The organism is Leifsonia sp. NCR5, from assembly GCF_002105485.1.
GTDB lineage: Bacteria > Actinomycetota > Actinomycetes > Actinomycetales > Microbacteriaceae > Leifsonia.
The window spans coordinates 64,775-84,967 of record NZ_NCSR01000019.1 but is presented as its reverse complement, the minus strand read 5'-3'; the positions used below and the strand labels follow the sequence as shown (position 1 = coordinate 84,967).

The 20,193-nt window shown below is 71.0% G+C and carries 21 protein-coding genes; 12 read left to right on the top strand and 9 right to left on the bottom strand.

Annotation, left to right across the window (positions count from 1 at the left end; genetic code table 11):
- Positions 1 to 24 precede the first annotated feature (24 nt).
- Positions 25 to 783, top strand: coding sequence for an IclR family transcriptional regulator (locus tag B7438_RS15445; RefSeq protein ID WP_085370569.1), 759 nt, complete (start codon positions 25 to 27; stop codon positions 781 to 783).
- 3 nt (positions 784 to 786) lie between these two features.
- Here B7438_RS15445 and B7438_RS15440 read toward each other — a convergent pair whose 3' ends face one another.
- From B7438_RS15440 to B7438_RS15430, 3 genes are all read right to left on the bottom strand, one after another.
- Positions 787 to 1,929 (bottom strand): S1C family serine protease, encoded by a 1,143-nt coding sequence (locus B7438_RS15440; protein WP_085370568.1) that lies wholly within the window; start codon positions 1,927 to 1,929, stop codon positions 787 to 789.
- Between the two features lie 52 nt (positions 1,930 to 1,981).
- Positions 1,982 to 2,458, bottom strand: a complete 477-nt coding sequence (locus B7438_RS15435) for a GNAT family N-acetyltransferase (protein ID WP_085370567.1) — start codon at positions 2,456 to 2,458, stop codon at positions 1,982 to 1,984.
- Positions 2,459 to 2,556: 98 nt separating this feature from the next.
- Complete coding sequence (locus B7438_RS15430; protein WP_085370566.1) at positions 2,557 to 2,829, bottom strand: DUF2277 domain-containing protein; 273 nt, start codon at positions 2,827 to 2,829, stop codon at positions 2,557 to 2,559.
- A 136-nt stretch (positions 2,830 to 2,965) separates the two neighbouring features.
- Between B7438_RS15430 and B7438_RS15425 the strand changes: the two genes are divergently transcribed.
- From B7438_RS15425 to B7438_RS15375, 11 genes are all read left to right on the top strand, one after another.
- Positions 2,966 to 4,066, top strand: coding sequence for a LacI family DNA-binding transcriptional regulator (locus B7438_RS15425; protein ID WP_085370565.1), 1,101 nt, complete (start codon positions 2,966 to 2,968; stop codon positions 4,064 to 4,066).
- Positions 4,063 to 5,019: a carbohydrate ABC transporter permease gene (locus B7438_RS15420; protein ID WP_085370564.1), complete on the top strand. Its 957-nt coding sequence runs from the start codon at positions 4,063 to 4,065 to the stop codon at positions 5,017 to 5,019. The genes B7438_RS15425 and B7438_RS15420 overlap by 4 nt, the downstream gene beginning before the upstream one ends.
- Positions 5,016 to 5,960 carry a carbohydrate ABC transporter permease gene (locus tag B7438_RS15415; RefSeq protein ID WP_179150844.1) on the top strand — a complete coding sequence of 315 codons (945 nt, stop codon included), beginning with the start codon at positions 5,016 to 5,018 and terminating at the stop codon, positions 5,958 to 5,960. The genes B7438_RS15420 and B7438_RS15415 overlap by 4 nt, the downstream gene beginning before the upstream one ends.
- A 56-nt stretch (positions 5,961 to 6,016) precedes the next feature.
- On the top strand, positions 6,017 to 7,312 hold the full coding sequence (locus tag B7438_RS15410) for an ABC transporter substrate-binding protein (protein ID WP_085370563.1): 1,296 nt from the start codon (positions 6,017 to 6,019) through the stop codon (positions 7,310 to 7,312).
- 65 nt (positions 7,313 to 7,377) lie between these two features.
- The gene (locus B7438_RS15405; protein WP_085370562.1) at positions 7,378 to 8,529 is read left to right on the top strand and encodes an ADP-ribosylglycohydrolase family protein; all 1,152 of its coding nucleotides are present in this window, start codon (positions 7,378 to 7,380) and stop codon (positions 8,527 to 8,529) included.
- A complete protein-coding gene (locus B7438_RS15400; RefSeq protein ID WP_085370561.1) occupies positions 8,529 to 9,977 on the top strand; it encodes an ADP-ribosylglycohydrolase family protein in 1,449 nt (482 codons plus the stop codon). Before B7438_RS15405 ends, B7438_RS15400 begins: the two co-directional genes overlap by 1 nt.
- Positions 9,974 to 10,939 carry a ribokinase gene (locus B7438_RS15395; RefSeq protein ID WP_085370560.1) on the top strand — a complete coding sequence of 322 codons (966 nt, stop codon included), beginning with the start codon at positions 9,974 to 9,976 and terminating at the stop codon, positions 10,937 to 10,939. The genes B7438_RS15400 and B7438_RS15395 overlap by 4 nt, the downstream gene beginning before the upstream one ends.
- A gap of 67 nt (positions 10,940 to 11,006) precedes the next feature.
- Positions 11,007 to 12,980 carry an SUMF1/EgtB/PvdO family nonheme iron enzyme gene (locus B7438_RS20900; RefSeq protein ID WP_256922065.1) on the top strand — a complete coding sequence of 658 codons (1,974 nt, stop codon included), beginning with the start codon at positions 11,007 to 11,009 and terminating at the stop codon, positions 12,978 to 12,980.
- Positions 12,977 to 14,170: a CaiB/BaiF CoA-transferase family protein gene (locus B7438_RS15385; RefSeq protein ID WP_085370559.1), complete on the top strand. Its 1,194-nt coding sequence runs from the start codon at positions 12,977 to 12,979 to the stop codon at positions 14,168 to 14,170. The genes B7438_RS20900 and B7438_RS15385 overlap by 4 nt, the downstream gene beginning before the upstream one ends.
- Complete coding sequence (locus B7438_RS15380; RefSeq protein ID WP_085370558.1) at positions 14,167 to 14,979, top strand: CoA ester lyase; 813 nt, start codon at positions 14,167 to 14,169, stop codon at positions 14,977 to 14,979. The genes B7438_RS15385 and B7438_RS15380 overlap by 4 nt, the downstream gene beginning before the upstream one ends.
- Before the next feature lie 29 nt (positions 14,980 to 15,008).
- Positions 15,009 to 15,785 carry an alpha/beta hydrolase family protein gene (locus B7438_RS15375; protein WP_085370557.1) on the top strand — a complete coding sequence of 259 codons (777 nt, stop codon included), beginning with the start codon at positions 15,009 to 15,011 and terminating at the stop codon, positions 15,783 to 15,785.
- A gap of 60 nt (positions 15,786 to 15,845) precedes the next feature.
- On the opposite strand, the gene B7438_RS15370 is transcribed toward B7438_RS15375, so the two are convergent.
- From B7438_RS15370 to B7438_RS15345, 6 genes are all read right to left on the bottom strand, one after another.
- Positions 15,846 to 16,286, bottom strand: coding sequence for an SRPBCC family protein (locus B7438_RS15370; protein WP_085370556.1), 441 nt, complete (start codon positions 16,284 to 16,286; stop codon positions 15,846 to 15,848).
- 1 nt (position 16,287) lies between these two features.
- Positions 16,288 to 17,871 (bottom strand): NAD(P)/FAD-dependent oxidoreductase, encoded by a 1,584-nt coding sequence (locus B7438_RS15365; RefSeq protein ID WP_085370555.1) that lies wholly within the window; start codon positions 17,869 to 17,871, stop codon positions 16,288 to 16,290.
- 33 nt (positions 17,872 to 17,904) lie between these two features.
- A complete protein-coding gene (locus B7438_RS15360) occupies positions 17,905 to 18,516 on the bottom strand; it encodes a hypothetical protein (protein WP_085370554.1) in 612 nt (203 codons plus the stop codon).
- A complete protein-coding gene (locus B7438_RS15355; RefSeq protein WP_085370553.1) occupies positions 18,513 to 19,103 on the bottom strand; it encodes an RNA polymerase sigma factor in 591 nt (196 codons plus the stop codon). Before B7438_RS15355 ends, B7438_RS15360 begins: the two co-directional genes overlap by 4 nt.
- Positions 19,104 to 19,156: 53 nt before the next feature.
- Complete coding sequence (locus B7438_RS15350; RefSeq protein ID WP_085370552.1) at positions 19,157 to 19,612, bottom strand: hypothetical protein; 456 nt, start codon at positions 19,610 to 19,612, stop codon at positions 19,157 to 19,159.
- 117 nt (positions 19,613 to 19,729) lie between these two features.
- Complete coding sequence (locus tag B7438_RS15345) at positions 19,730 to 20,113, bottom strand: hypothetical protein (protein WP_085370551.1); 384 nt, start codon at positions 20,111 to 20,113, stop codon at positions 19,730 to 19,732.
- Positions 20,114 to 20,193 lie beyond the last annotated feature (80 nt).

Genomic DNA, 20,193 nt, shown 5'->3' with positions numbered 1-20,193 from the left:
GGACGGGCGGAAGGGGAGGGGCGCGTGAGTAAGGTGCCGGCGGCGGAGAACACGCTGCGGATACTGGAGTACTTGAGCGCGCAGCGCGGGCCGGTGCCGGCGGCGACGGTGGCTACGGCGCTGGGGTTGCCGCGGTCGACGGTCTACCACCTGCTGACGGTGCTGGGCGATCACGGGTTCGTGCTGCACTTCCCGGAGGCGAAGCGGTACGGGCTGGGGGTCGCCGCGTACGAGCTCAGCTCGGCGTTCTCGCGGCAGGAGCCGCTGAGCAGGCTGGGCCGTCCGATCCTGGCTTCGCTGGTCGACGGCATCGGCGAGTCGGGCCACGTGGCCGTGCTGCACGGGCGAGACGTCGTCTACATCGTCGAGGAGCGCGCGCCGCGCCGCCCGCGGCTGGTGACGGATGTGGGCGTCCGCCTGCCGAGTCACCTCACCGCGAGCGGCAGGGCGTTGCTCGCCACGCTCCCGGCCGGACAGCTGCGCGCGCTCTATCCGGATGCTGCCGCGTTCGAAGACCGCACCGGCGCGGGTCCGCACACCTACGGAGAGTTGAAGCGGGTCGTCGCCGAAGTGCGCGAGCGCGGCTACGCGACAGAAGACGGCGAGGTGACACCCGGCTTCGCCTCGGTCGCGGTGCCCGTGCGCGACCACGCCGGGTGGCCGGCGGCGGGAATCGCCGTCACATTCCCGCGAGAGAATATAGCGCGGAACCAGTGGGATGCGCTGGCCTCCCGGGTGGCGGACGCCGCCGCGGAGCTGTCGCGGCGCATCCGGGGCAGCTGACCGCTACCCCTCCGCGAGCGTCACCGTCGTCGTGTGACGCTGGCCCGCGCGCTCGAACTCGACCTTCACCGTGTCGCCCGGTTTGCTGGTGACCTGGATGGCGGTGAGCACGTCGATGCTGACCGCCGGCGCTCCGTCGATGGTCGTGATGATGTCGCCGGGGCGGATGCCTGCGGTCGCGGCGGGTCCTCCGCGAACCACCGACTGGACGAACAGGCCGTCGCTCAACCCGTAGTGCTGGGCGACCGCGTGCGGGATGGGGACCGCATCCAGCCCGGCGGTCGGGTAGCTGACGCTGCCGGTGTCGATGAGCTCCTTCGCGATCGGCATGGCCAGGGCCTGCGGGACGGCGAACCCGATCCCGACGCTGCCGGTGCTGCGCTGGCCGTCCTCGCCGGGAACGGTCGCGATGGCCGAGTTGACGCCGACCAGGCGGCCGTCGCAGTCGACGAGCGCGCCGCCGGAGTTGCCGGGGTTGATCGACGCGTCCGTCTGGATGGCACCCACCAGGATGGCGTTCCGATCGTCGTCGCTCGGAACGGGAACGGTGCGGCCGAGCGCGCTCACGATGCCGGCGGTGACCGTGCTCGACAGGCCGAGCGGGGCGCCGAGGGCGACCACCGGCTCTCCGACCACGAGGCGGCCGGAGTCGCCGATGGCGATCACGGACAGCGACTTCTCGTCCTCCACCTTGATGACGGCGAGGTCGGTCTTCGGGTCGCGGCCGGTGAGGGTGGCCTCTGCGGTGTGGCCGTCGCTGAACCGCACGGTCAGCTTCCCGCCGGAGGCGGCGGGGGAGATGACGTGGTTGTTGGTGAGGATGTAGCCGTCGCTGCTGATGACCTGCCCGCTGCCCGTCCCCGAACCCGCCGGGCCGACGACGTTGATGGTGACGATGCTCGGCAGTACTCGGTCGGCGACCGCGGCGGCGTTGCAGCTGCCGCCCGAACCCGAGGACAGCGCGACGGTGGTGACGGTCCCCGCGATGAAACCGCCGGCGATCAGGATGAGAGCCGCGGCGGTCACGAAACCGGCGATCAGCCAGGCGCGGCCGCTGGCGGAGGGGGTGCCGGATGGGGTGACAGATGGGGTGTTACTGGGACCGTCGTCACCGGGCGGCGTCGCGCCCCTCGTCTCGTCGCTCATCGCCGGCCCCTTCCCTCGATGGCGCCAGGCTAGCGCTCAGGCGTCGCCGCCGCTAGAGAACACGGGCCTGCGCGAGCCGCTTGGCGTAACAGACGGAGTGCGGGTCGCCCACGTACGGGCCGAAGTTCGGGACGCGCGCGTACCCGTTGCGCTCGTACAGCGCGATCGCCGCATCCTGCAGCGGACCCGTCTCGAGCTGCAGCGTCTCGACACCGGCCGTCACCGCTGCGCCCTCCACGGCGGCGAGGAGGGAGGAGGCGAGGCCGCGGCCCCGCGCATCCGGGTGGACGAACATGCGCTTGAGCTCGGCGGAACCGTCAGGCTTCACGACGAGGGCGGCCATGCCGATCGCGCGTCCCGTCTCGTCGCGGCCGACGAACACGGTCACGCCGGGCGCCTCCAGCTCGGACACGTCGAGCAGGTAGCAGCTGTCCGCCGGGTACAGCGCGAAGGTGAACTCGTCGCCGAGGCGCAGCAGTTCCTCCACGTCGGGCGTGCGAGGTGGCTCTGCGGCGATCGCGGTGTGCATGCCCACGATCGTACCGAGCCCGCGGCGGCAGTGGATGCGCGCCGAGCAGCGCGCGCGGCGGACGCGCGGCGCACCGGGTGGATGCGCGCGCCGACGCCTCAGGCCGCCGCGAACCGCCTGGCCGACCGCTCTTTCAACTTCGCGGCCTCCTCGTCCCGGTTCTTCGGCGGCGCGTTGGTGACGAGGTCGTCGAGGAGGTGCTGCGTGAGGTGGGCGATCTCGGCGACCGCGCGGTCGAAGGCCTCTGCATTGGCTTTCGACGGCTTGGTCGTTCCGCTGATCTTGCGCACGTACTGCAGGGCGGCCGCGTGGACTTCGTCGCTCGTCGCGGCCGGTTCGAAGTTATGGAGCGTGTGAATGTTCCGGCACATGCCGACCAGGGTACGCCGCCGCTCGCCGAATGGTCGGGCGATTGGTCGGCTTGCAGGCGGCGAGGGGAGCGCCTATAGTCTCTGTAAACGTTCTTGTAAACGTTTACGAACCACCTTCGATGATGCAGGGAGCACCATGGCTGAGAGCAGGAAGTCGACGCTCGTCCTCGTGGCGGAGCGCGCGGGAGTCTCGATCGCCTCGGTCTCCCGGGTGCTCAACGGGCTGCCGGCCTCTCCCCAGCTCACCGCGAAGGTGCGCGAAGCGGCGGATGCGCTCGGCTACGTCCCGGACGCCACAGCACGCTCCCTCAAGGTCGGCCGCACCGACCAGATCTCGTTCGCCGTGGCCGACGTCGGAAACCCCGTCTACGTGGCGATGATGCACGAGGTCTCCCGCGTCGTCTCCAAGGCGGGCTACCGCCTCGTGCTCTCCTCGACCGGCAACGACCCGCAGGACCAGATCGACCTGCTCAGCAGCCTCAACCGCGGGTTCGTCGACGGGCTCCTGCTCAGCCCGCTGCGCGTGACGGAGCCCCTGGTGGATGCGCTGCGCGCCAGCCGCCTCCCCATCGTCATCATCGGTTCGCTCCCGGCGGGCGTCGAACTCGACAACGTGCGCGCCGACTCCGTCGCGGGCATCGGCCTGGCCGTCGAGCATCTGGTCGGCCAGGGACGCAAGCGCATCGCGTTCGTCAACGGCCCCGTCGACACCGTTCCTGGTGCCGCCCGACTCAGTGGGTACCTGACCGCGATCGAGCGCTTCGGACTCAGCACGAGCGCCGACGTGCAGGTCGCGGCGTCCGACTTCACGTACAAGGCCGGTCGCAAGGCGGCCGCGAAGCTGCTGCGCCAGTCGACCCCGGATGCGATCGTCTGCGCCAACGACCTCCTCGCCGTCGCGACGCTGAAAGAACTGACCAGCCGCGGCGTGCGCGTTCCGGAGGACGTGGCCGTGGTCGGCATGGACGACACGGACGCCGCCGAGCTCGCCAACCCGTCCATCACCAGCGTCGACCTCGGTTCTGGCAAGCGTGCGAAGGCGGCGGCGAAGCTGCTGCTGCGTCGCCTCGCCAACCCGGATGCTGCGGTCAAGCAGGTGGTGATCGAGCCGACGCTCTCGGTGCGCGAGTCGTCTGTCGTCGGAGGCAAGAGCACCGCCGTCGCCGCAGCGACCGCCGCCCCCGTCGCCGTCGTCCCCGCCCCCGACACAGCCACCACCGAGGAGGTGCAGGCATGACCACCTCCGCCCCCGTGATCCTCGCTCCCGGCGACGCAGCCAAGACCCCGAAGCGCCGCCGCCGCAACCGCGGCGGACCGGCGGGCGGAAGCGGCCGCGACGCCTGGCTGCTCGTCCTTCCCGCGCTCATCCCCGTCGTGCTGTTCAGCGTCTACCCGCTGGTGCAGGGCATCTTCCTCGGCTTCACCGACGCGCGCGCCGGACTGAACCTGCCCGTCAACTTCAACGGCGTCGACAACTACGTCAAGCTCGGCTCCAACCAGCTGTTCTGGAACTCGTTCGGCATCGGGCTGGTCTGGGCGTTCAGCGTCACGATCCTGCAGTTCCTCGCCTCGCTCGGCCTCGCCCTGCTGCTCAACCTCAATCTCCGGCTGCGCTGGCTGGCCCGCACGCTCGCCCTCGTGCCGTGGGCCATGCCCCCGGTGATCATCGCGATCATGTGGCGCCTGATGCTGAACCCGAGCTACGGGCCGATCAACCAGATGCTGAAGGCCGTCGGGCTGCCGAGCGACATCAACTGGCTGGGGAACGCATCCATCGCCCTGCCCGTGGTGATCATCGTGGGCGTCTGGGCCGGGATGCCGCAGACCACCATCACCCTGCTGGCCGGGTTGCAGAGCGTGCAGACCGAGCTGCTCGAAGCCGCCGCCATCGATGGCGCGGGCACGTGGAGCAGGTTCTGGCACGTCACCCTGCCTGCGCTTCGCCCGATCATCGTCGCGATCACCACGCTCGACCTGATCTGGAACTTCAACTCGTTCGCCCTCGTCTACGTGCTGACGGCGGGCGGGCCGGGAGGCACGACGATGCTGCCGATGCTGTTCGCGTACAACGAGGCGTTCCGGTACGGCAACTTCGGGTACGCCGCCGCGATGGGCAACGTGATGGTCGTGGTGATCGCGATCTTCCTGTTCGCCTACCTGCGCGGCCAGATGAGGAGCCGGAACTCATGAGCGCCACGAACACCAGCATCCAGAACACAGCGGCGGAGGGCCAGCACCAGGTCCAGCGCCAGCGCCAGGGCGGCCGTAAGCCGGAGTCGTCTCAGAGCGGTTCGCTGCGCCGCGGCAGGATGATCGGCCGCCCGCTGCAGTACCTCGCGCTGTTCGCGTACATCGTCTTCCTCGGGTTCCCCCTGCTGTTCCTGCTGACGGCCGCGTTCAAGACCCCGCGCGAGCTGCAGTCGCCGAACCCCGGGTTCTTCCCGTCCACGCTCAACTGGGACAACTTCGCGCAGGCGATCGAGAAGGCCAACCTGTTCACGGCCGCGGGCAACAGCCTGATCGTCGCCGTCTGCACCACGGTGCTGGTGACGCTCATCTCACTGCCTGCCGCATACGCGCTCGCCCGGTTCCGCACCAAGCTGCGCGGGCTCGCGACCGGCTGGATCCTGCTCAGCCAGGTCTTCCCGTTCATCCTGATCATCATTCCGCTGTTCCTGGTGCTGAAGAACATCGGCCTCATCAACAGCCTGTTCGGGCTGATCCTCGTCTACACGGTGTGGTCGCTGCCGTTCGCGCTCTGGATGCTGCAGGGCTACGTGGCCGGCATCCCCGTCGAGCTCGAAGAGGCCGGAGCGATGGACGGAGCCACCCGGTTCCGCACGCTGCGATCCATCGTGCTCCCGCTGCTCGCGCCCGGGCTCGTCGCCACCAGCCTGTTCACGTTCATCTCGGCGTGGAACGAGTTCTTCTTCGCCCTGGTGCTCATCCAGGACCCCAACCTGCAGACCCTGCCGCTGGCGCTCGCCCGCTTCGTCGGTGCGGAGGGCCAGGTGCAGCTCGGGCAGCTCGCCGCCGCCTCGCTGCTCGCGACCATCCCGAGCCTGGTCTTCTTCATGCTCATCCAGAAACGCCTCACGTCCGGTCTCCTCAGCGGAGCCGTCAAGGGCTAGAACACCCGCATCACCCCCACCACATCGAGAGTCGAATCAACAGAAAGAGGTGTGCAATGCGCACAACAACCTTCGCCCGCCTGGGCGTTGCGGTTGCCGGCATCGTGGCCGCGTCGCTCGCACTGTCCGGATGCTCCACGTCTGGCAGCTCCGACGCCTCCAGCGGCGGCAAGGTCACCCTGACCTTCCAGTCGCTGGCCTACCAGGACACCACGGTCGCCGCGACGAAGGAGATCGTGGACTCCTGGAACAAGAAGAACCCAGATATCCAGGTGAAGCTCCGCCAGGGCAGCTGGGACAACGTGCACGACCAGCTGGTCACGCAGTTCCAGGGCGGTACGGCCCCGGACATCATCCACGACGAGTCGGCGGACATCATGGGCTTCGCCAACCAGGGCTACCTCGCCGACCTCAGCAAATACCTCGACGCCGACGTCAAGAAGCAGGTCTCCAAGGACGTCTGGAGCTCGGTCACCACCGGAGACGGGAAGATCGTGGCGGCGCCGACGCTGCTGCAGTCGTACGTGGTCTTCGCGAACACCGACGCGATCAAGGCGGCGGGCGCCGAGATCCCGAGCGGCAAGACGCTCAGCTGGGACGACTTCCAGGACCTCTCGAAGAAGCTCACCTCCGGCGGCAACTTCGGCACGGGATGGGGTCTGAAGCAGCCGACCGCCACCGTCATGAACCTCGCGCTCGGCTTCGACGGTACCTTCTTCACCAACAAGGACGGCAAGTCCACGATCAAGGTCGGCGACGACGAGCTGCAGGTGCCGAAGCGCATCAACGAGATGGCGTACACGGACAAGTCGCTCGACCCGACCTCGCTGACGCAGAGCGGCACGGATGTGCTTCCCGGCTTCTTCGGTGGCAAGTACGCGATGTACGTCGGCGGCAACTACGTCGCTCAGCAGATCACCGAGTCCGCGCCCGCCGGCTTCAACTGGGCCGTCCTCCCGCCCCTGGCCGGCTCGGACGGCACTGCGCAGGCGGCCAACCCGCAGACGATGTCCGTCTCCGCGCAGAGCAAGCACATCGAGCAGTCCGCGAAGTTCATCAACTACTTCATGGATGCGGCCAACCAGGCGAAGCTCGCAGAGGGCGACTGGCTGATCCCGGCATCGGCCGCCGCGCGCGACCAGGTCGCGAAGGACACCTCCGGCAAGAACGGCTGGGAGGCCATCCTGAAGTCGGGCGAGGCGCTGAAGGCCGCACCGTTCCAGGGGGCGACGAACTACCCGCAGTGGAAGGACCAGTACGCGACTCCCGCCCTGCAGAAGTACTTCGCCAACTCGATCTCGCTGGACGAGCTCAAGAAGCAGCTGACGGACGGCTGGTCGGCCGTCGGCTGACCTGGCCGGCCTGCTGACCTGCTGACCACGGCGACAGAGAACAACGGAAACAAGGAGAAGGATCGATGGACGCGCTGGTGATGAAGGCGACGGGGGCACTCGCGGGAGCGGCTGTCGGCGACGCGCTCGGAGGAGCGGCTGAGGGCAACACACCGGAAGCCATCCAGGAGCGCTACGACGGCTTCATCACCGGCATCGTCCCGCCGTTCCTGGAGGACTGGCGCAACGCCAGGCCGATCGCGCCGTACCACAAGGGCGACGGGCACGTCACGGACGACACCCTGATGACCACGGCGCTCGTCGACGTCTACGACACTGTGCGCGACCACCTGGATGCGTACGCCATCGCCGACCACCTGGTGCCGCTGCTGATCGGCGAGAAGCGCTGGATCCCGGAGTTCGAGTCGGAGGGGTTGCTGCTGCACCGCATCTTCCTCGCGGAGAAGTGGCTGGTGACGAGGCTGCACTACGGGCACATCGACCCGCGCGAGGCCGGGGTCGGCAACATCGTCAACTGCGGCGCGACCATGTACGTCGCCCCCATCGGCATCGTCAACGCCGGGGCCCCGGATGCGGCGTACGCGGAGGCCATCGACGTGGCGGGGGCGCACCAGTCCAGCTACGGCCGCGAGGCGGCGGGCGTCTACGCCGCGGCCGTCGCCGAGGCGATGCGCCCAGGCGCGTCGGTCGGCAGCGTCGTCGAGACGGCGCTCCGGCTGGCGAAGGACGGCACCAGGGACGCGATCGAGTCCGTCGTCGAGGCTGCGGCGACGGTGACGGACTGGCGCTCCGGTCTCGGCGTGCTCCGCGCCGCGGTCGAGCCGTTCGACACGGTCGGCCCGCAGTACCGGCAGCCGGCGAAGGATGCGCGCATCCCGAGCAGGACGAAGTCGATCGAGGAGCTGCCGGTGGCGCTCGGGATGCTCGTGGCTGCGCAGGGCGACTACCGCGAGGCGGTGCTCGGCTCGATCAACTACGGCAGGGACTCCGACTCGATCGCCGTGATGGCCGGCTCGATCGCCGGTGCTCTCGGCGGGGTGGACGTGGTGCCCTCCGAGTGGATCGACGGCGTGAGCGACGGCAGCAGGATGGACATCACGGCGACGGGACCGGTCGTCGCGTCCGTCGCGCGGGAGGTGTGGGCGGCGGACGCTGCCCGCGCCCGCGCGGTGGAGTCCGTGCGCGACGCCTTCGCCGCCGACCTCGAGGTGGCGTAGTGCTCAGGCTCAGCTGGACGCAGCCGGAGGACCTGCTGCCGCACGCGCTGGTCGCCGCCGAGCTCGACGGGCGGCCGGTGGCCGATCTTCGGGAGCGGTGGGAGGCGGCAGGCGGCGCGCCGACGGCGGCGGTCAGCGGCGCGACGGCGGAGCCTGCGCCCCCGGCGCTGGTGGCGCTGGCCAGGGAGCTGCTGGCGGAGATCGATGAGCGCGACGACCCGGATGCGCTGCTCGCGGCGGAACCGGATGCGCTCGACGCGATCCTGGCGGAAGCGCCGGTCGGCGCAAGCGGCACGGCCGACGGTGGTCGCTCCGCCCGGTCCGGTGACCCCGGCGACCCCGCCGACCTCGGCGACCGCATCCTGGGCGCGTGGCTGGGCCGCGCATCCGGATGCCTGCTGGGGAAGCCGGTGGAGAAGATCTCGCTGGAGGGCATCAGGGCCATCGCGCGGTCGACGGGCAATTGGCCGCTACGGTCGTACTTCACCGAGGTCGGGCTCGACCCCGAGGTCGCAGCGCGCTACCCGTGGAACCGACGCAGCCGCCCGACCAGCCTCGTCGAGAACATCGACGGGATGCCGGAGGACGACGACCTGAACTTCCCGCTGATCGCGCTCGGCCTGCTCGAACGCTCGGGCGACGCCTTCACGACCGACGATGTCGCCCAGGCGTGGCTGGACAGCCTGCCGGGCGGCCGGGTGTTCACCGCGGAGCGGGTGGTCTACCGCAACCTGCTCGACGGCTACGAGCCGGAGCAGGCCGCCGCCGCGCGCAACCCGTTCCGGGACTGGATCGGCGCGCAGATCCGCACCGACGTGTACGGCTGGGCGCACCCCGGCGACCCGGTCGCCGCTGCACGTCTCGCCTGGACGGACGCCCGCCTGAGCCACGCCCGCAACGGCGTCTACGGCGCGATGTTCGCCGCGGCGGCCTGCTCGGCCGCGGTCGTCGCAGACGGCGTCGTCGAAACCAGAGTCGCCGAGGCGATCCGGGCCGGGCTGTCGGTCGTGCCCACCGGCAGCAGGTACGCCGCCGCCATCCGTCGCGGCGTCGAACTCGGCACGAGCGACCTCGACGACGAGGCGGCCGTGGATGCGCTGCACGCCGAGTTCGGGCACCTGCACTGGGTGCACGTGCTCGGCAACTCCGCCGTGCTGGCGTTCGCGCTCACCCGCGGCGCAGGCGATTTCGAGCGGACGATCACGCTGGCGGTCAGCGGCGGCTGGGACACGGACTCCGTCGGCGCGACCGCCGGATCCATCGCGGGAGCCGTCACCGGCGCCCGTGCGCTCCCCGCGCGGTGGATCGACCCGCTGCACGACACCCTCGCCACCAGCGTTCCCGGGTTCTCCGGGGTGCGGTTCAGCGACCTCGCCGCGCGCACGCTGCGCCTGGCGGAGGGCGGGGAGCACCCGGAGCGTCAGAAGCGCACGGAGCGCCCGCGATGAGCGTCGTGGTCCTCGGCAGCGCCAACCTGGATCTCGTCTACCGCGTCGAGCGCATCCCGTCGCCCGGCGAGACGGTGCTCGCGCTCGGGTCGGACTCCGCTCCGGGCGGCAAGGGCAACAACCAGGTGATCGCCGCAGCCAGGGCGGGTGCTCCGTCGGCGTTCGTCGTCGCACTCGGCAGGGATGCTGCGGCCGAGCGGCTTATCGCGAGCCTCGCCGACGCGGGGGTCGACCTGCGCGCTCGCCGGGTGGACGCCCCGACCGGCACCGCCATCATCACCGTCGACGACGGAGCGGAGAACGCCATCGTCGTCGACTCAGGAGCCAACGGGATGCTCGACCGCCTCGACCAGGCGGAGCGCGACCTCGTCGCGGCGGCCGACGTGCTCCTGCTGCAGCTCGAGACGCCGCTCGCCACCGTGGCCGAGGCCGCAGCCGTCGCGCACGCCGCGGGGACGACCGTGGTGCTCAACGCCGCGCCCATCCGGTCGCTGCCCTCCGCTCTGCTGGGCGACGTGGACGTGCTCGTGGTGAACGAGCACGAGGCGGCGCACCTCGCCGCCGAACTGTCCGGCGAGCCTCTGCACGACGCGAGCGGCGAAGACCTCGCCGGGGTGCTCAGCAGGCTCGGCCTCGCCGTCATCGTCACGCTCGGCGCCCAGGGCGCCGTCGTGCGCGTGCCGGACGAGCCGCCTGCACACGTCGCGGGGCTCCGCGTCCAGGCCGTCGACACGACAGGAGCGGGCGACACCTTCTGCGGCGCCCTCGTCGCCGAACTCGACCGCCGCCGCGGCCCCGCCGAGCGATCCGGAAGCACAGCCGGCGCCCGCCCCGACCTCGGCACGCTTGTGCGCGCCGCCGAGTTCGCGACGGTCGCAGCCGCTCTCTCTGTACAGCGCGCAGGCCCCGTTCCGTCCATCCCCACTCTCGAGGAGATTCACGATTTCCACTCGGCCAGCTGACCAGGCTCCCGCTCCCGTCGCCGCGTTCGACCCGGACGAGGAGAACACCAACGACTTCGATCCGCTGGTGCCGCGCGCGATCGACCGGCCGACTGTGCTGCCGCGCGGCGGCGCCATCGACCCGGCGGTGGGCGACATCGTCAAGATCTTCGCGGCCCCCGACGATCCGGCGGACTGGCCGGCCTGGCGCTCCGACCTGGCCGCCTGGCGCGACGAGGCCCGGGCCCGTCTCGACTACGACGGCGCCGTGTACGAGCGGGCGGAGACCGGCTGGGCCCGCCGCGCCTACAGCGTCGCGCAGATCTGGCTCTGGGACGAGCGGCTGTTCGACCACGAACGCCAGGAGTTCACGGTCGACGCCTTCCTCGCGGCGACAGCGGACCACGGCGGCTTCGACGGCGTCGTGCTCTGGCACGCGTACCCGGTCATCGGCATCGACGACCGCAACCAGTTCGACTTCTACCGGGACGTGCCCGGCCTGGATGCCGTGGTGGCGGCCTTCCACGACCGCGGCGTCCGCGTGTTCATCGACTACAACCCCTGGGACACCGGCACGCGCCGTGCGCAGCACGCCGACCCGGAGGAGCTCGCGGCGATCGTCGGAGAGCTCAGTGTCGACGGCGTTTTCCTCGACACGATGAAAGAGGGTGACGCCCGCCTCATCGACGCCCTGCTGCAGGCCACGCCGCCGCAGGTGCTGGAGGGCGAATCCCGGGTGCCGAACCAGCGCATCCAGGATCACCAGCTGAGCTGGGCGCAGTGGTTCTCCGACTCGGCGGCGCCCGGCGTGATGCGGGCGCACTGGTTCGAGCGCAGGCACATGATGCACTCGACCCGCCGCTGGAACCGCGACCACAGCGAGGAGCTCCAGTCTGCGTGGATGAACGGCACCGGTCTGCTGGTGTGGGATGCGGTCTTCGGCGTGTGGGTCGGCTGGAACGAGCGCGACAAGGCCACTCTGCGCAGGATGCTCCGGGTGCAGCGGGCGTACGGCGACGTGCTGGTGGACGGCGAGTGGTCCCCGCTGCTCGGCGCGACGGAGGACGCGCTCGCGGCCGGGATCTACGTGTCCCGGTTCGCCGCGGACGGCGTGACGCTCTGGACGGTCGTGAACCGCGGAGACGCCGACTGGACGGGCGATCCCCTCGCCGAGCCCGCGGCAGCGGGTGCGCGCAGGCACGACGTGACTGGGGGCGTGGCCGACGTGACGACGGTGCGGGTGCCCGCGCGGGGTGTGACCGGGGTGATCGAGGTCGCTGCCGGGGGCGCGCATCCGGAGTCGCTGCTGCTGGCTGCCGCCGCGGACACCGCCGCGGACAACGAAGCAGGCGACGCCCGGTTCCCGGCGCGCGAGGCGGTGCGCACGGTTCCCGCGCTCGCGCCTGCGACGCGCATCCCGGCGGATGCGGTCGTCGTCGAGCAGGGGACGCGCGAGCTGACCGTGACCTTCCGCCGCCGCGAGACCGGTTTCTACCAGGGTGCGCCGTATGTGGAGGAGTGGAAGCCGCTGCCTCCCCGGCTGCACGACGACCGGAGCGAGACGCTGACGGTCACGATCCGGGGACGCGTCGCCGTCGCGGCCCGCGAGGTCACGGCGGCCGAGTTCCGCGCGTTCGTGGAGGAGACCGGGTACCGGCCGCTGGTCGCCGACCGGTTCCTGGTGGGCGTCGCCTCCGGCGCTGCACCGGTGACCGGCGTCTCGCTGGCGGACGCCCGCGCGTATGCGGCCTGGGCGGGCGCCAGGCTCCCCGACGAGTTCGAGTGGCAGCTCGCGGCCGAGCAGCCCGGATTCGGCAGGGCCGAACCGGCCGTGTGGAACTGGACGGAGAGCGAGCACACCGACGGCATCACCCGGTTCGTGATGCTGAAGGGCGGCAGCGACCACGTCACGACCGGCTCGGACTGGTACACCGACGGCGGACGACGCGACGCGACGTTCAGCCTCAAGTTCCTGCTTCCCGGTCTCGGCGTCGAGCGCTCCAGCAGCATCGGATTCCGGCTGGCGTGGGACGTAGCGGGGGACCTGGAGAGCGACCGATGACCGCGCCGGCCCTCGATGGTCTCCGCGTCCTGGATGTGTCGACGCTGTTCGCCGGGCCCCTCGCCGCGACCTTCCTCGGCGACTACGGCGCCGACGTGATCAAGGTCGAGCATCCCACCCGGCCGGATGCCGCCCGCGGGCACGGCCCGGCGAAGGACGGCGTGAACCTCTGGTGGAAGACGCTCGGGCGCAACAAGCGCACGGTCACGATCGACCTCGGATCGCCGGAGGGCGCGAAGCTGCTGCTCGCGCTCGCCGCGGACGCCGACGTGCTGATCGAGAACTTCCGGCCGGGCACCCTCGAGCGCTGGGGCATCGGCCCGGATGCGCTGCACGCGGCCAACCCGCGGCTCGTGATCGCGCGGGTCACCGCGTTCGGCCAGTTCGGCCCGTACTCCGGGCGGCCGGGGTTCGGCAGCCTGGCGGAGGCGATGAGCGGCTTCGCGGCACTCACCGGCGAGCCGGACGGTCCTCCGACGCTCCCGCCGTTCGGGCTGGCAGACGGCATCGCCGCGCTGTCCACCGCGTACGCTGTGATGGTCGCGCTGCGGGCTGCGGAGCGTGACGGGCACGGGCAGGTGATCGACCTCGCCATCATCGAGCCGATTCTGATGCTGCTCGGCGGGCAGATCACCGCGTACGACCAGCTCGGCGCCGTGCAGCCGCGCACCGGCAACCGCTCGGTCAACAACGCGCCCCGCAACGTCTACCGCACGGCGGACGGCGACTGGGTGGCGGTGTCCACCAGCTCGCAGTCCATCGCGGAGCGCGTGATGCGGCTGGTCGGGCGGCCGGACGTGATCGACGAACCGTGGTTCGCGACCGGGCACAGCCGGGCGGAGCACGCCGACGAACTGGATGCGGCGGTCGCCGCCTGGATCGCGGCCCGCCCCACCGAGGAGGTCGTCCGCGAGTTCGAGGAGGCGCAGGCCGCCATCGCGCAGGTCTACGACGTGCGCGGCATCCTCTCCGACCCGCAATACCAGGCGATCGGCACCGTGCAGACGGTCGACGACGACGAACTCGGGCCGGTGAAGATGCAGAACGTGCTGTTCCGGCTCTCCGGGACGCCGGGCGCGATCCGCTGGGCGGGGAGGCAGCACGGCCGCGACACCGACGACGTGCTCGCGGAGATCGGCGTGACCAGGGAACAGCTGGACGCACTGCGGGAGAAGGGGGTCGTGCGATGACGACGGACGAACGACGGATCGTTACCGGCCTGTACGTGCCGGGCGACCGGCCGGACCGCTTCGACAAGGCGGTCGCCACGGGAGCGGACCTCGTCATCCTCGACCTGGAGGACGCGGTCGCACCGGAGGCGAAGCCGGCGGCGCTGGATGCTGTCACGGCGTGGCTGCACGGGCGCGCATCCGGTGGACCGCTCGTCCAGGTGCGGGTGAACGCCGGAGCAGACCACGAGCTCGCCGCGCTGCGCGACCTCGGCGTCGCCGTCGAGCTGCGGGTGCCGAAGGTGGAGAGCGCCGCGGACATCGACAGGGTGGTCGCCGTCGCGGGAGACCTGCCCGTCGCCGCCCTGGTGGAGTCCGCGCTCGGTGTCGAGAACGCCGGGGCCATCGCCGCGCATCCCCGGGTCGTGTCGCTCGCCCTCGGGGAGTCGGACCTCGCGAGCGACGTCGGCAGCCGGGACGCCACCGTGATCGACTACGCGCGGACGCGCCTGCTGTTCGCCGCCCGTGCCGCCGGGCTGCCGGCGCCGATGCTGTCCGCATACCCGGACATCCGGGATCTCGACGGCCTCCGCGCCGACACCGAGCGCGGGGCGCGACTCGGCTGGTTCGGCCGCACGGCCGTGCACCCCAGCCAGTTGGCCGTGATCGCCGCGGTGTTCGCGCCGAGCGAGGCCGACCTGGCCTGGGCGCGCGCGGTGGTCGCCGCGGTGGACCGCGGAGGGGTGGCGACGCTGGACTCCGGCGAGATGGTCGATCCGGCCATGCTCGGCCGCGCCCGCGGCATCCTCGCCGCGCAGCCCGGCCGCTGAGGCAGAGCCGCGGCGACAGAGGCACCCGGATGCTGGAACAGCGCTCGTTCGTCAGCCCCGTGATCGGGCCGCTGACGTACACGCTGCTCACGCCGGAGCGCGCGGACGGCCCGCTGCCGATCGTCTACCTGCTGCACGGCCGCGGCGACAGCGCGGCGTCGTGGGCTCCCGTCATCGACGACCTGCTCGCCCTTCCGCTGATCGCGGTGCTCCCGGATGCGCCGTGGAGCGACCGCGCCGGATACTACGTCGACTCCGCCCACCGAGACGGCAGACCCGTCGAGACCGCGTTCACCCGCGACCTGGTCGCGCACGCCGAGGCGCAGCTGCCGGATGGGATCGCGGTGGCGGGGCGCGCATCCCGTGCGGTGGCCGGATACTCGATGGGCGGGTTCGGCGCCCTGCGGTTCGGGCTCGCGCATCCGGAGCTGTTCGGGCGGGCGGTCGCGCTCAGCCCCGCCGCGTACGATCCGGAGCCGCCGGCCGGGTCGTCGGCGCGCGAGCAGGGCGCGTTCGGAGTGGGGGACGCGCTCTACGAAGCAGACCGCTACCGGGCCCTCGGACCGCGCGCCATGCTCGACGCGTTCCACGGCCCGCCGCTCGACCTCGTGCTCGCGGCAGGCGACGCCGAGCAGCCGCATCCTGGTGCCCCCGCTGCGCTCGCCATCGGCCCCCAGACCGCCGCCATCGCGCGCCGTGCCAGCGCGACCCCCGCCATCACCGTCGAGTCCCGCACGTACTCCGGCCCCCACGACTTCACCGTCTGGCGCCCCGCCCTCCTGGACGCCCTCCGCCGCCCCACATAATCGAGTCCGAAGTTATTCACGCGCCACGCCGGGCGCAGGCGTGAACAACTTCGGACTCGATTATTCGGCGGCGCGGCCCTTGGCGACGTATTCGAGGCGGCGGAGCGTCTCGACGTTCCGGATGTGCAGGATGAGGTCGGCGATCGGGCGCGGGATGAGCCGGGCCGGGCCGCCGATCGGGTACTCCTCCATGCGTACGACGCAGCCCGTGCCGCGCGGCTTCACGTCGATGATCACGCGCTCCCTGCCGAACGGCCGGGTCTTGGCCTCCAGCACCATGCGCCGCGGCGCATCCCAGGTGTCCACCACCGTCTCGTCGTCGAGCACGAACGGCCAGACGCCGATCGAGTGGTGCAGGCGGGCGCCCTGGCGCGGGTACGTCGGGTCGGCGGCGCGCAGCCTGGACGCCCCGACCACCCAGGTCGGATAGACCCACGGGTCTTCGAGCACGGCGAAGACCTGCTCGGGGGTGCAGTCGAGTGCGCGCACGGTCACAGACATGTCACTGCTCCGGGAGTCCGTCGGGCCGGAGCGACGCTTCGGCGGGGTCGATGGGGCCGGTCGGGTCCATCCGGCCGGTTGAGTTCGCGCCGGGACGCGTCGACCCGTGCAGCGCATCCCGGTTCAGGTCGTCGGGCGCGAGCGACGGCATGGTGCGCATCCCGAACTCGTGTCGCAGCGCGCTGCGGGCGGCGTAGTACCCGACCAGCCCGTGCACGCCGGGCCCGGGGGCCGCGGCGGCGGAGGCGAGGTAGAGTCCGCGGCCGGGCATCCGCCACGGGTCGGGGGAGGCCACCGGCCGGGCGATCAGCTGCCGCAGGCTGGGCGCTCCCGCCGAGATGTCCCCGCCGACGTAGTTGGGGTTGTACGCGGCCATCTCCACGGCGGTCTTGTGCGCGCTGCCGAGGATCAGATCCCGGAAGCCGGGCGCGAACCGTTCGATCTGGCGCGTGATCGCCTCGGTCTGGTCCACGGGCGACCCGGCCGGCACGTGGGTGTATGCCCAGAGGACGTGCTTCCCGGCCGGAGCGCGGGTGCTGTCGAACAGCGACGGCTGCGACACCAGCACATACGGGTCGTCGCTGTGCCGACCGGCGGCGACCTCGCGCTCCGAGCGGGCGACGGCGGCGCGCGTCCCGCCGAGGTGCACGGTGGCGGACTCGGTGAGTTCCGCGTTCGCCCACGGAACGGGGCCGGACAGCGCGAAGTCGACCTTCGAGACGCCGTTGCCGTTACGGAACGCGGCGATGCGGCGCAGATACGACGGGGGCAGCCGGTCCTCGCCCAGCCGGGCGGCAGCCTCCGCGCCGGTGTCGAACAGCACCACGCGGGCATCGGGCAGCTCGGCCAGACTGGTGACCTCCGTGCCGGTGACCACCTCCCCGCCGTGCGCGACGATGTCGGCGACCATCGCATCCGCGATCGACTGGCTCCCTCCCACCGGGAATGGCCAGCCGCGGGCGTGCGCGTACGTCGCGAGCGTCAGCCCGGCGGCCGCACCCGCGAGACTCGGCAACGGGAGGGTGGAGTGCGCGAACACCCCGGTGAGCAACGCGCCCGGTGCCTCTGTACGGAAGAACGCATCCCACCACGGCCCGCCCTGCGCCAGCATCGTCGCGCCCAGCCTGGCGGCCACGAGTGGGTGGCGGGGCACCTGGAACAGCTGGGAGCCGGTGAACTGCGCGACGGCGTCCGCGTTCCGCACGAGCGGCCCGAGCATCCGGCGCCATGCGGGCCCGTCGACGCCGAGCGCATCCACCGTTCGCTCGAAGTCCCGGTATGCGACGGCAGCTCTCCCGCCGTCCAGAGGATGCGCGTACGACGCGGTCGGCACGATGAACGGCACCCGCTCCTCGATCCCGAACCGCTGGAAGAACCCGGACGCGAAAGCCAATGGATGCACGGCGGAGCAGATGTCGTGCCGGAATCCGGGAAGCGTCACCTCCTCGGTCCGCGTGCCGCCGCCCGCCGTCGCGTTGCGCTCGTACACGCGCACCGCGAGGCCGGCGCGGGCGAGCGTGACGGCGGCGGCGAGGCCGTTGGGTCCGGAACCGATGACGATCGCATCCGGTGGTGTGGAACTCATGCCTCCCTGTATACCCCTCGTTGATGGACGGGGTCAGATGTCTTTCAGTATCCAGTCCAGGACGGTCGGGTCGCCTCTGGTTCCGCCGACGGTGCAGATGGCGATGATGCTCCCCACCCCCGGCAACGGCTGCGGAGGGACGAAAGCGACGATGGCCTGGTACGTCCCATCGTCGTTCCTGGTCGGCGGGTGGTCGGGGTCGTACGGCTGCATCTCGGCGCCGGGGTTCTGAGCCGCATAGTTCGCGACGCCGACGTCGGCGCACGCCTGCCACGCGCCGAGTGCGTCGATGGGGTCGTCCGGGGACACGGTCGGGGTGACCGGTGCGGGGATGACGGTTGGTGTGTCTCTCTCCTCCGGGGTCGGTGTCGCGGTCGCGGTCGACGTTGCTGGAGCAGAGCGGTCGGACAGGATCGTGGTGCTGAGCGCGTACGCGACACCGCTGCCGGACACGACCAGCGCGGCGATCACCAGGCCGACGACGGTCCACACGTGTTTTCTGCCGTGTCCGCCCCTGGCCAGGTCGGCGCGGGCGGACTCCACGATGGCGTCTCGCCAGGCGGCGCTGCGACGGTCGTCGAACTGCGGGTCGTCGGGGTGCTGGTCGTCGAAGTGTTGGTCGTCGAGTGGCCGGTCGTCGTTCATCGGGTGCCTCCTTCCGTCTGGGTCAGCTGGGTCGTTTCGGCGAGCAGCCCGCCGAGTCGCGCTTTCGCCCTGGACAGCCGGGACTTCACGGTGCCGAGCGCCACGCCCAGCACGGCGGCGGCCTCGGCGGTGCTGAGCTCTTCGATCACGCACAGCGACAGCACATCCAGGTCGCGCTTGGGCAGCTGAGCGAGCGCGACGCGGAGGGCGTTCCGCTGCTCGTCGGAGTCGAGCCGGTCATCCACGGCTTCGCTGTGATCGGGGGTGGTCCCCTGCGCAGGAAGGATGCTGAGCACGTGCGCGTAGCGGCGGCTCGACCTGGCGAAGTTCCTGCTGACGTTGTTCGCGGTGACCAGCAGCCAGCCGATCACCGACCCGTCCACCTCCCGCATCGCGTCGCGGCGGCGCCAGGCTTCGAGGAACACCATGCCCGTCACGTCCTCGGCGTCGTGCACCGATCGCGTCAGCCGGAGGGCGTGCCGGAACACGCGGTCCCGGTGGAGGTCGAACAACTCCCCGAACGCCTCCGGATCGTCGCGTCGAGTCGTCGGGATCACCCCCAGCTCCTCGGTGTCATCGGTCGTCACACTCAGATAATGTCCGCATCGGCGAAACGGTTCCCGTCACGCGACCGGCCAGCCTAAACGTCTTTGGTCGTCACGTTCAGGAGGGTGGGATTGCCGAGGGTCCCGCCGATGGTGCAGATGTAGACGATGCTCTTCGCACCCTCGACGGGCTTCGGCAGGGAGAAGGACGCGATCGCCTGGAAGCTGCCATCCGGATTCTTGGTCGGCGGGACGGAGGCATCGTACGGATGCAGCGCCGCCCCCGGGTTCTGCGCCACGTAGTTCTCCAGGCCGAGCACGGCGCACGCGTGCCAGGCGGTGAGCGCGTCGATGGGGTCGTTGGGCGAGAGGGCGGCGGGGGCTGGTGTGGGCGTGGTGCCGGTGCTGGTGCTGGCGCTGATCGCTGACGCGCTCGGATCATGGGATGTGGCTGGGGCCGAGCCCGCGCATCCCGAGAGTGCGCCGAGGACGGCGAGAACGACAGCGGACGCGGCGAGCGCCGCCCTGGCCGTGGATGTGTGTGTCTTCACGATGTACCCCCGATAGTCGACTGCTGCAAACGGAGCATCCGGTTCTGGATGCACAACGGTAATGTCCGCATCGGCGAAACGGTTCCCGAGGTGGCAGCAGCCGGAGGGGTACTTCCCTCAGACCTGCGAGATGCTGTCCGCCAGCGTCCCAGCGCCGTGCAGCGCAGCGCCGATGGTGTTGGCCGTGCGCTGGAACGCCGTGTCGGTCTTCGACGCGCCGATCGCGCCGCCCTTGAGGGCTCCGCCGGACATGTTGCGGTTGAGGCGGGCGACCAGCCTGCCCTGCTCGTCGACCATGAAGTCGACGGTGAAGGTGATCTGGAAGTTGTTCCCGGCGAGACCGCCGAGGAGCACTGTCGCCGTCGTGCTGCCGCGCTTGGCGAGCAGGCCGCCGGTCGGCGTCGTCGTGACGGTGAACCCTTCGCTCTGGAGTGCGGATGCGACCAGGTGCTTGCCGCTCTCGTGGTCGCCGAGGATGAAGAAGTCGTGCGCTTTGGCCATGAGGATGAGCGTATCGTGCGAGGTTAACTCGATGTGAACACTTGTTTCATCAGACAAAAAAACGTGAACAGAGTGTTCAT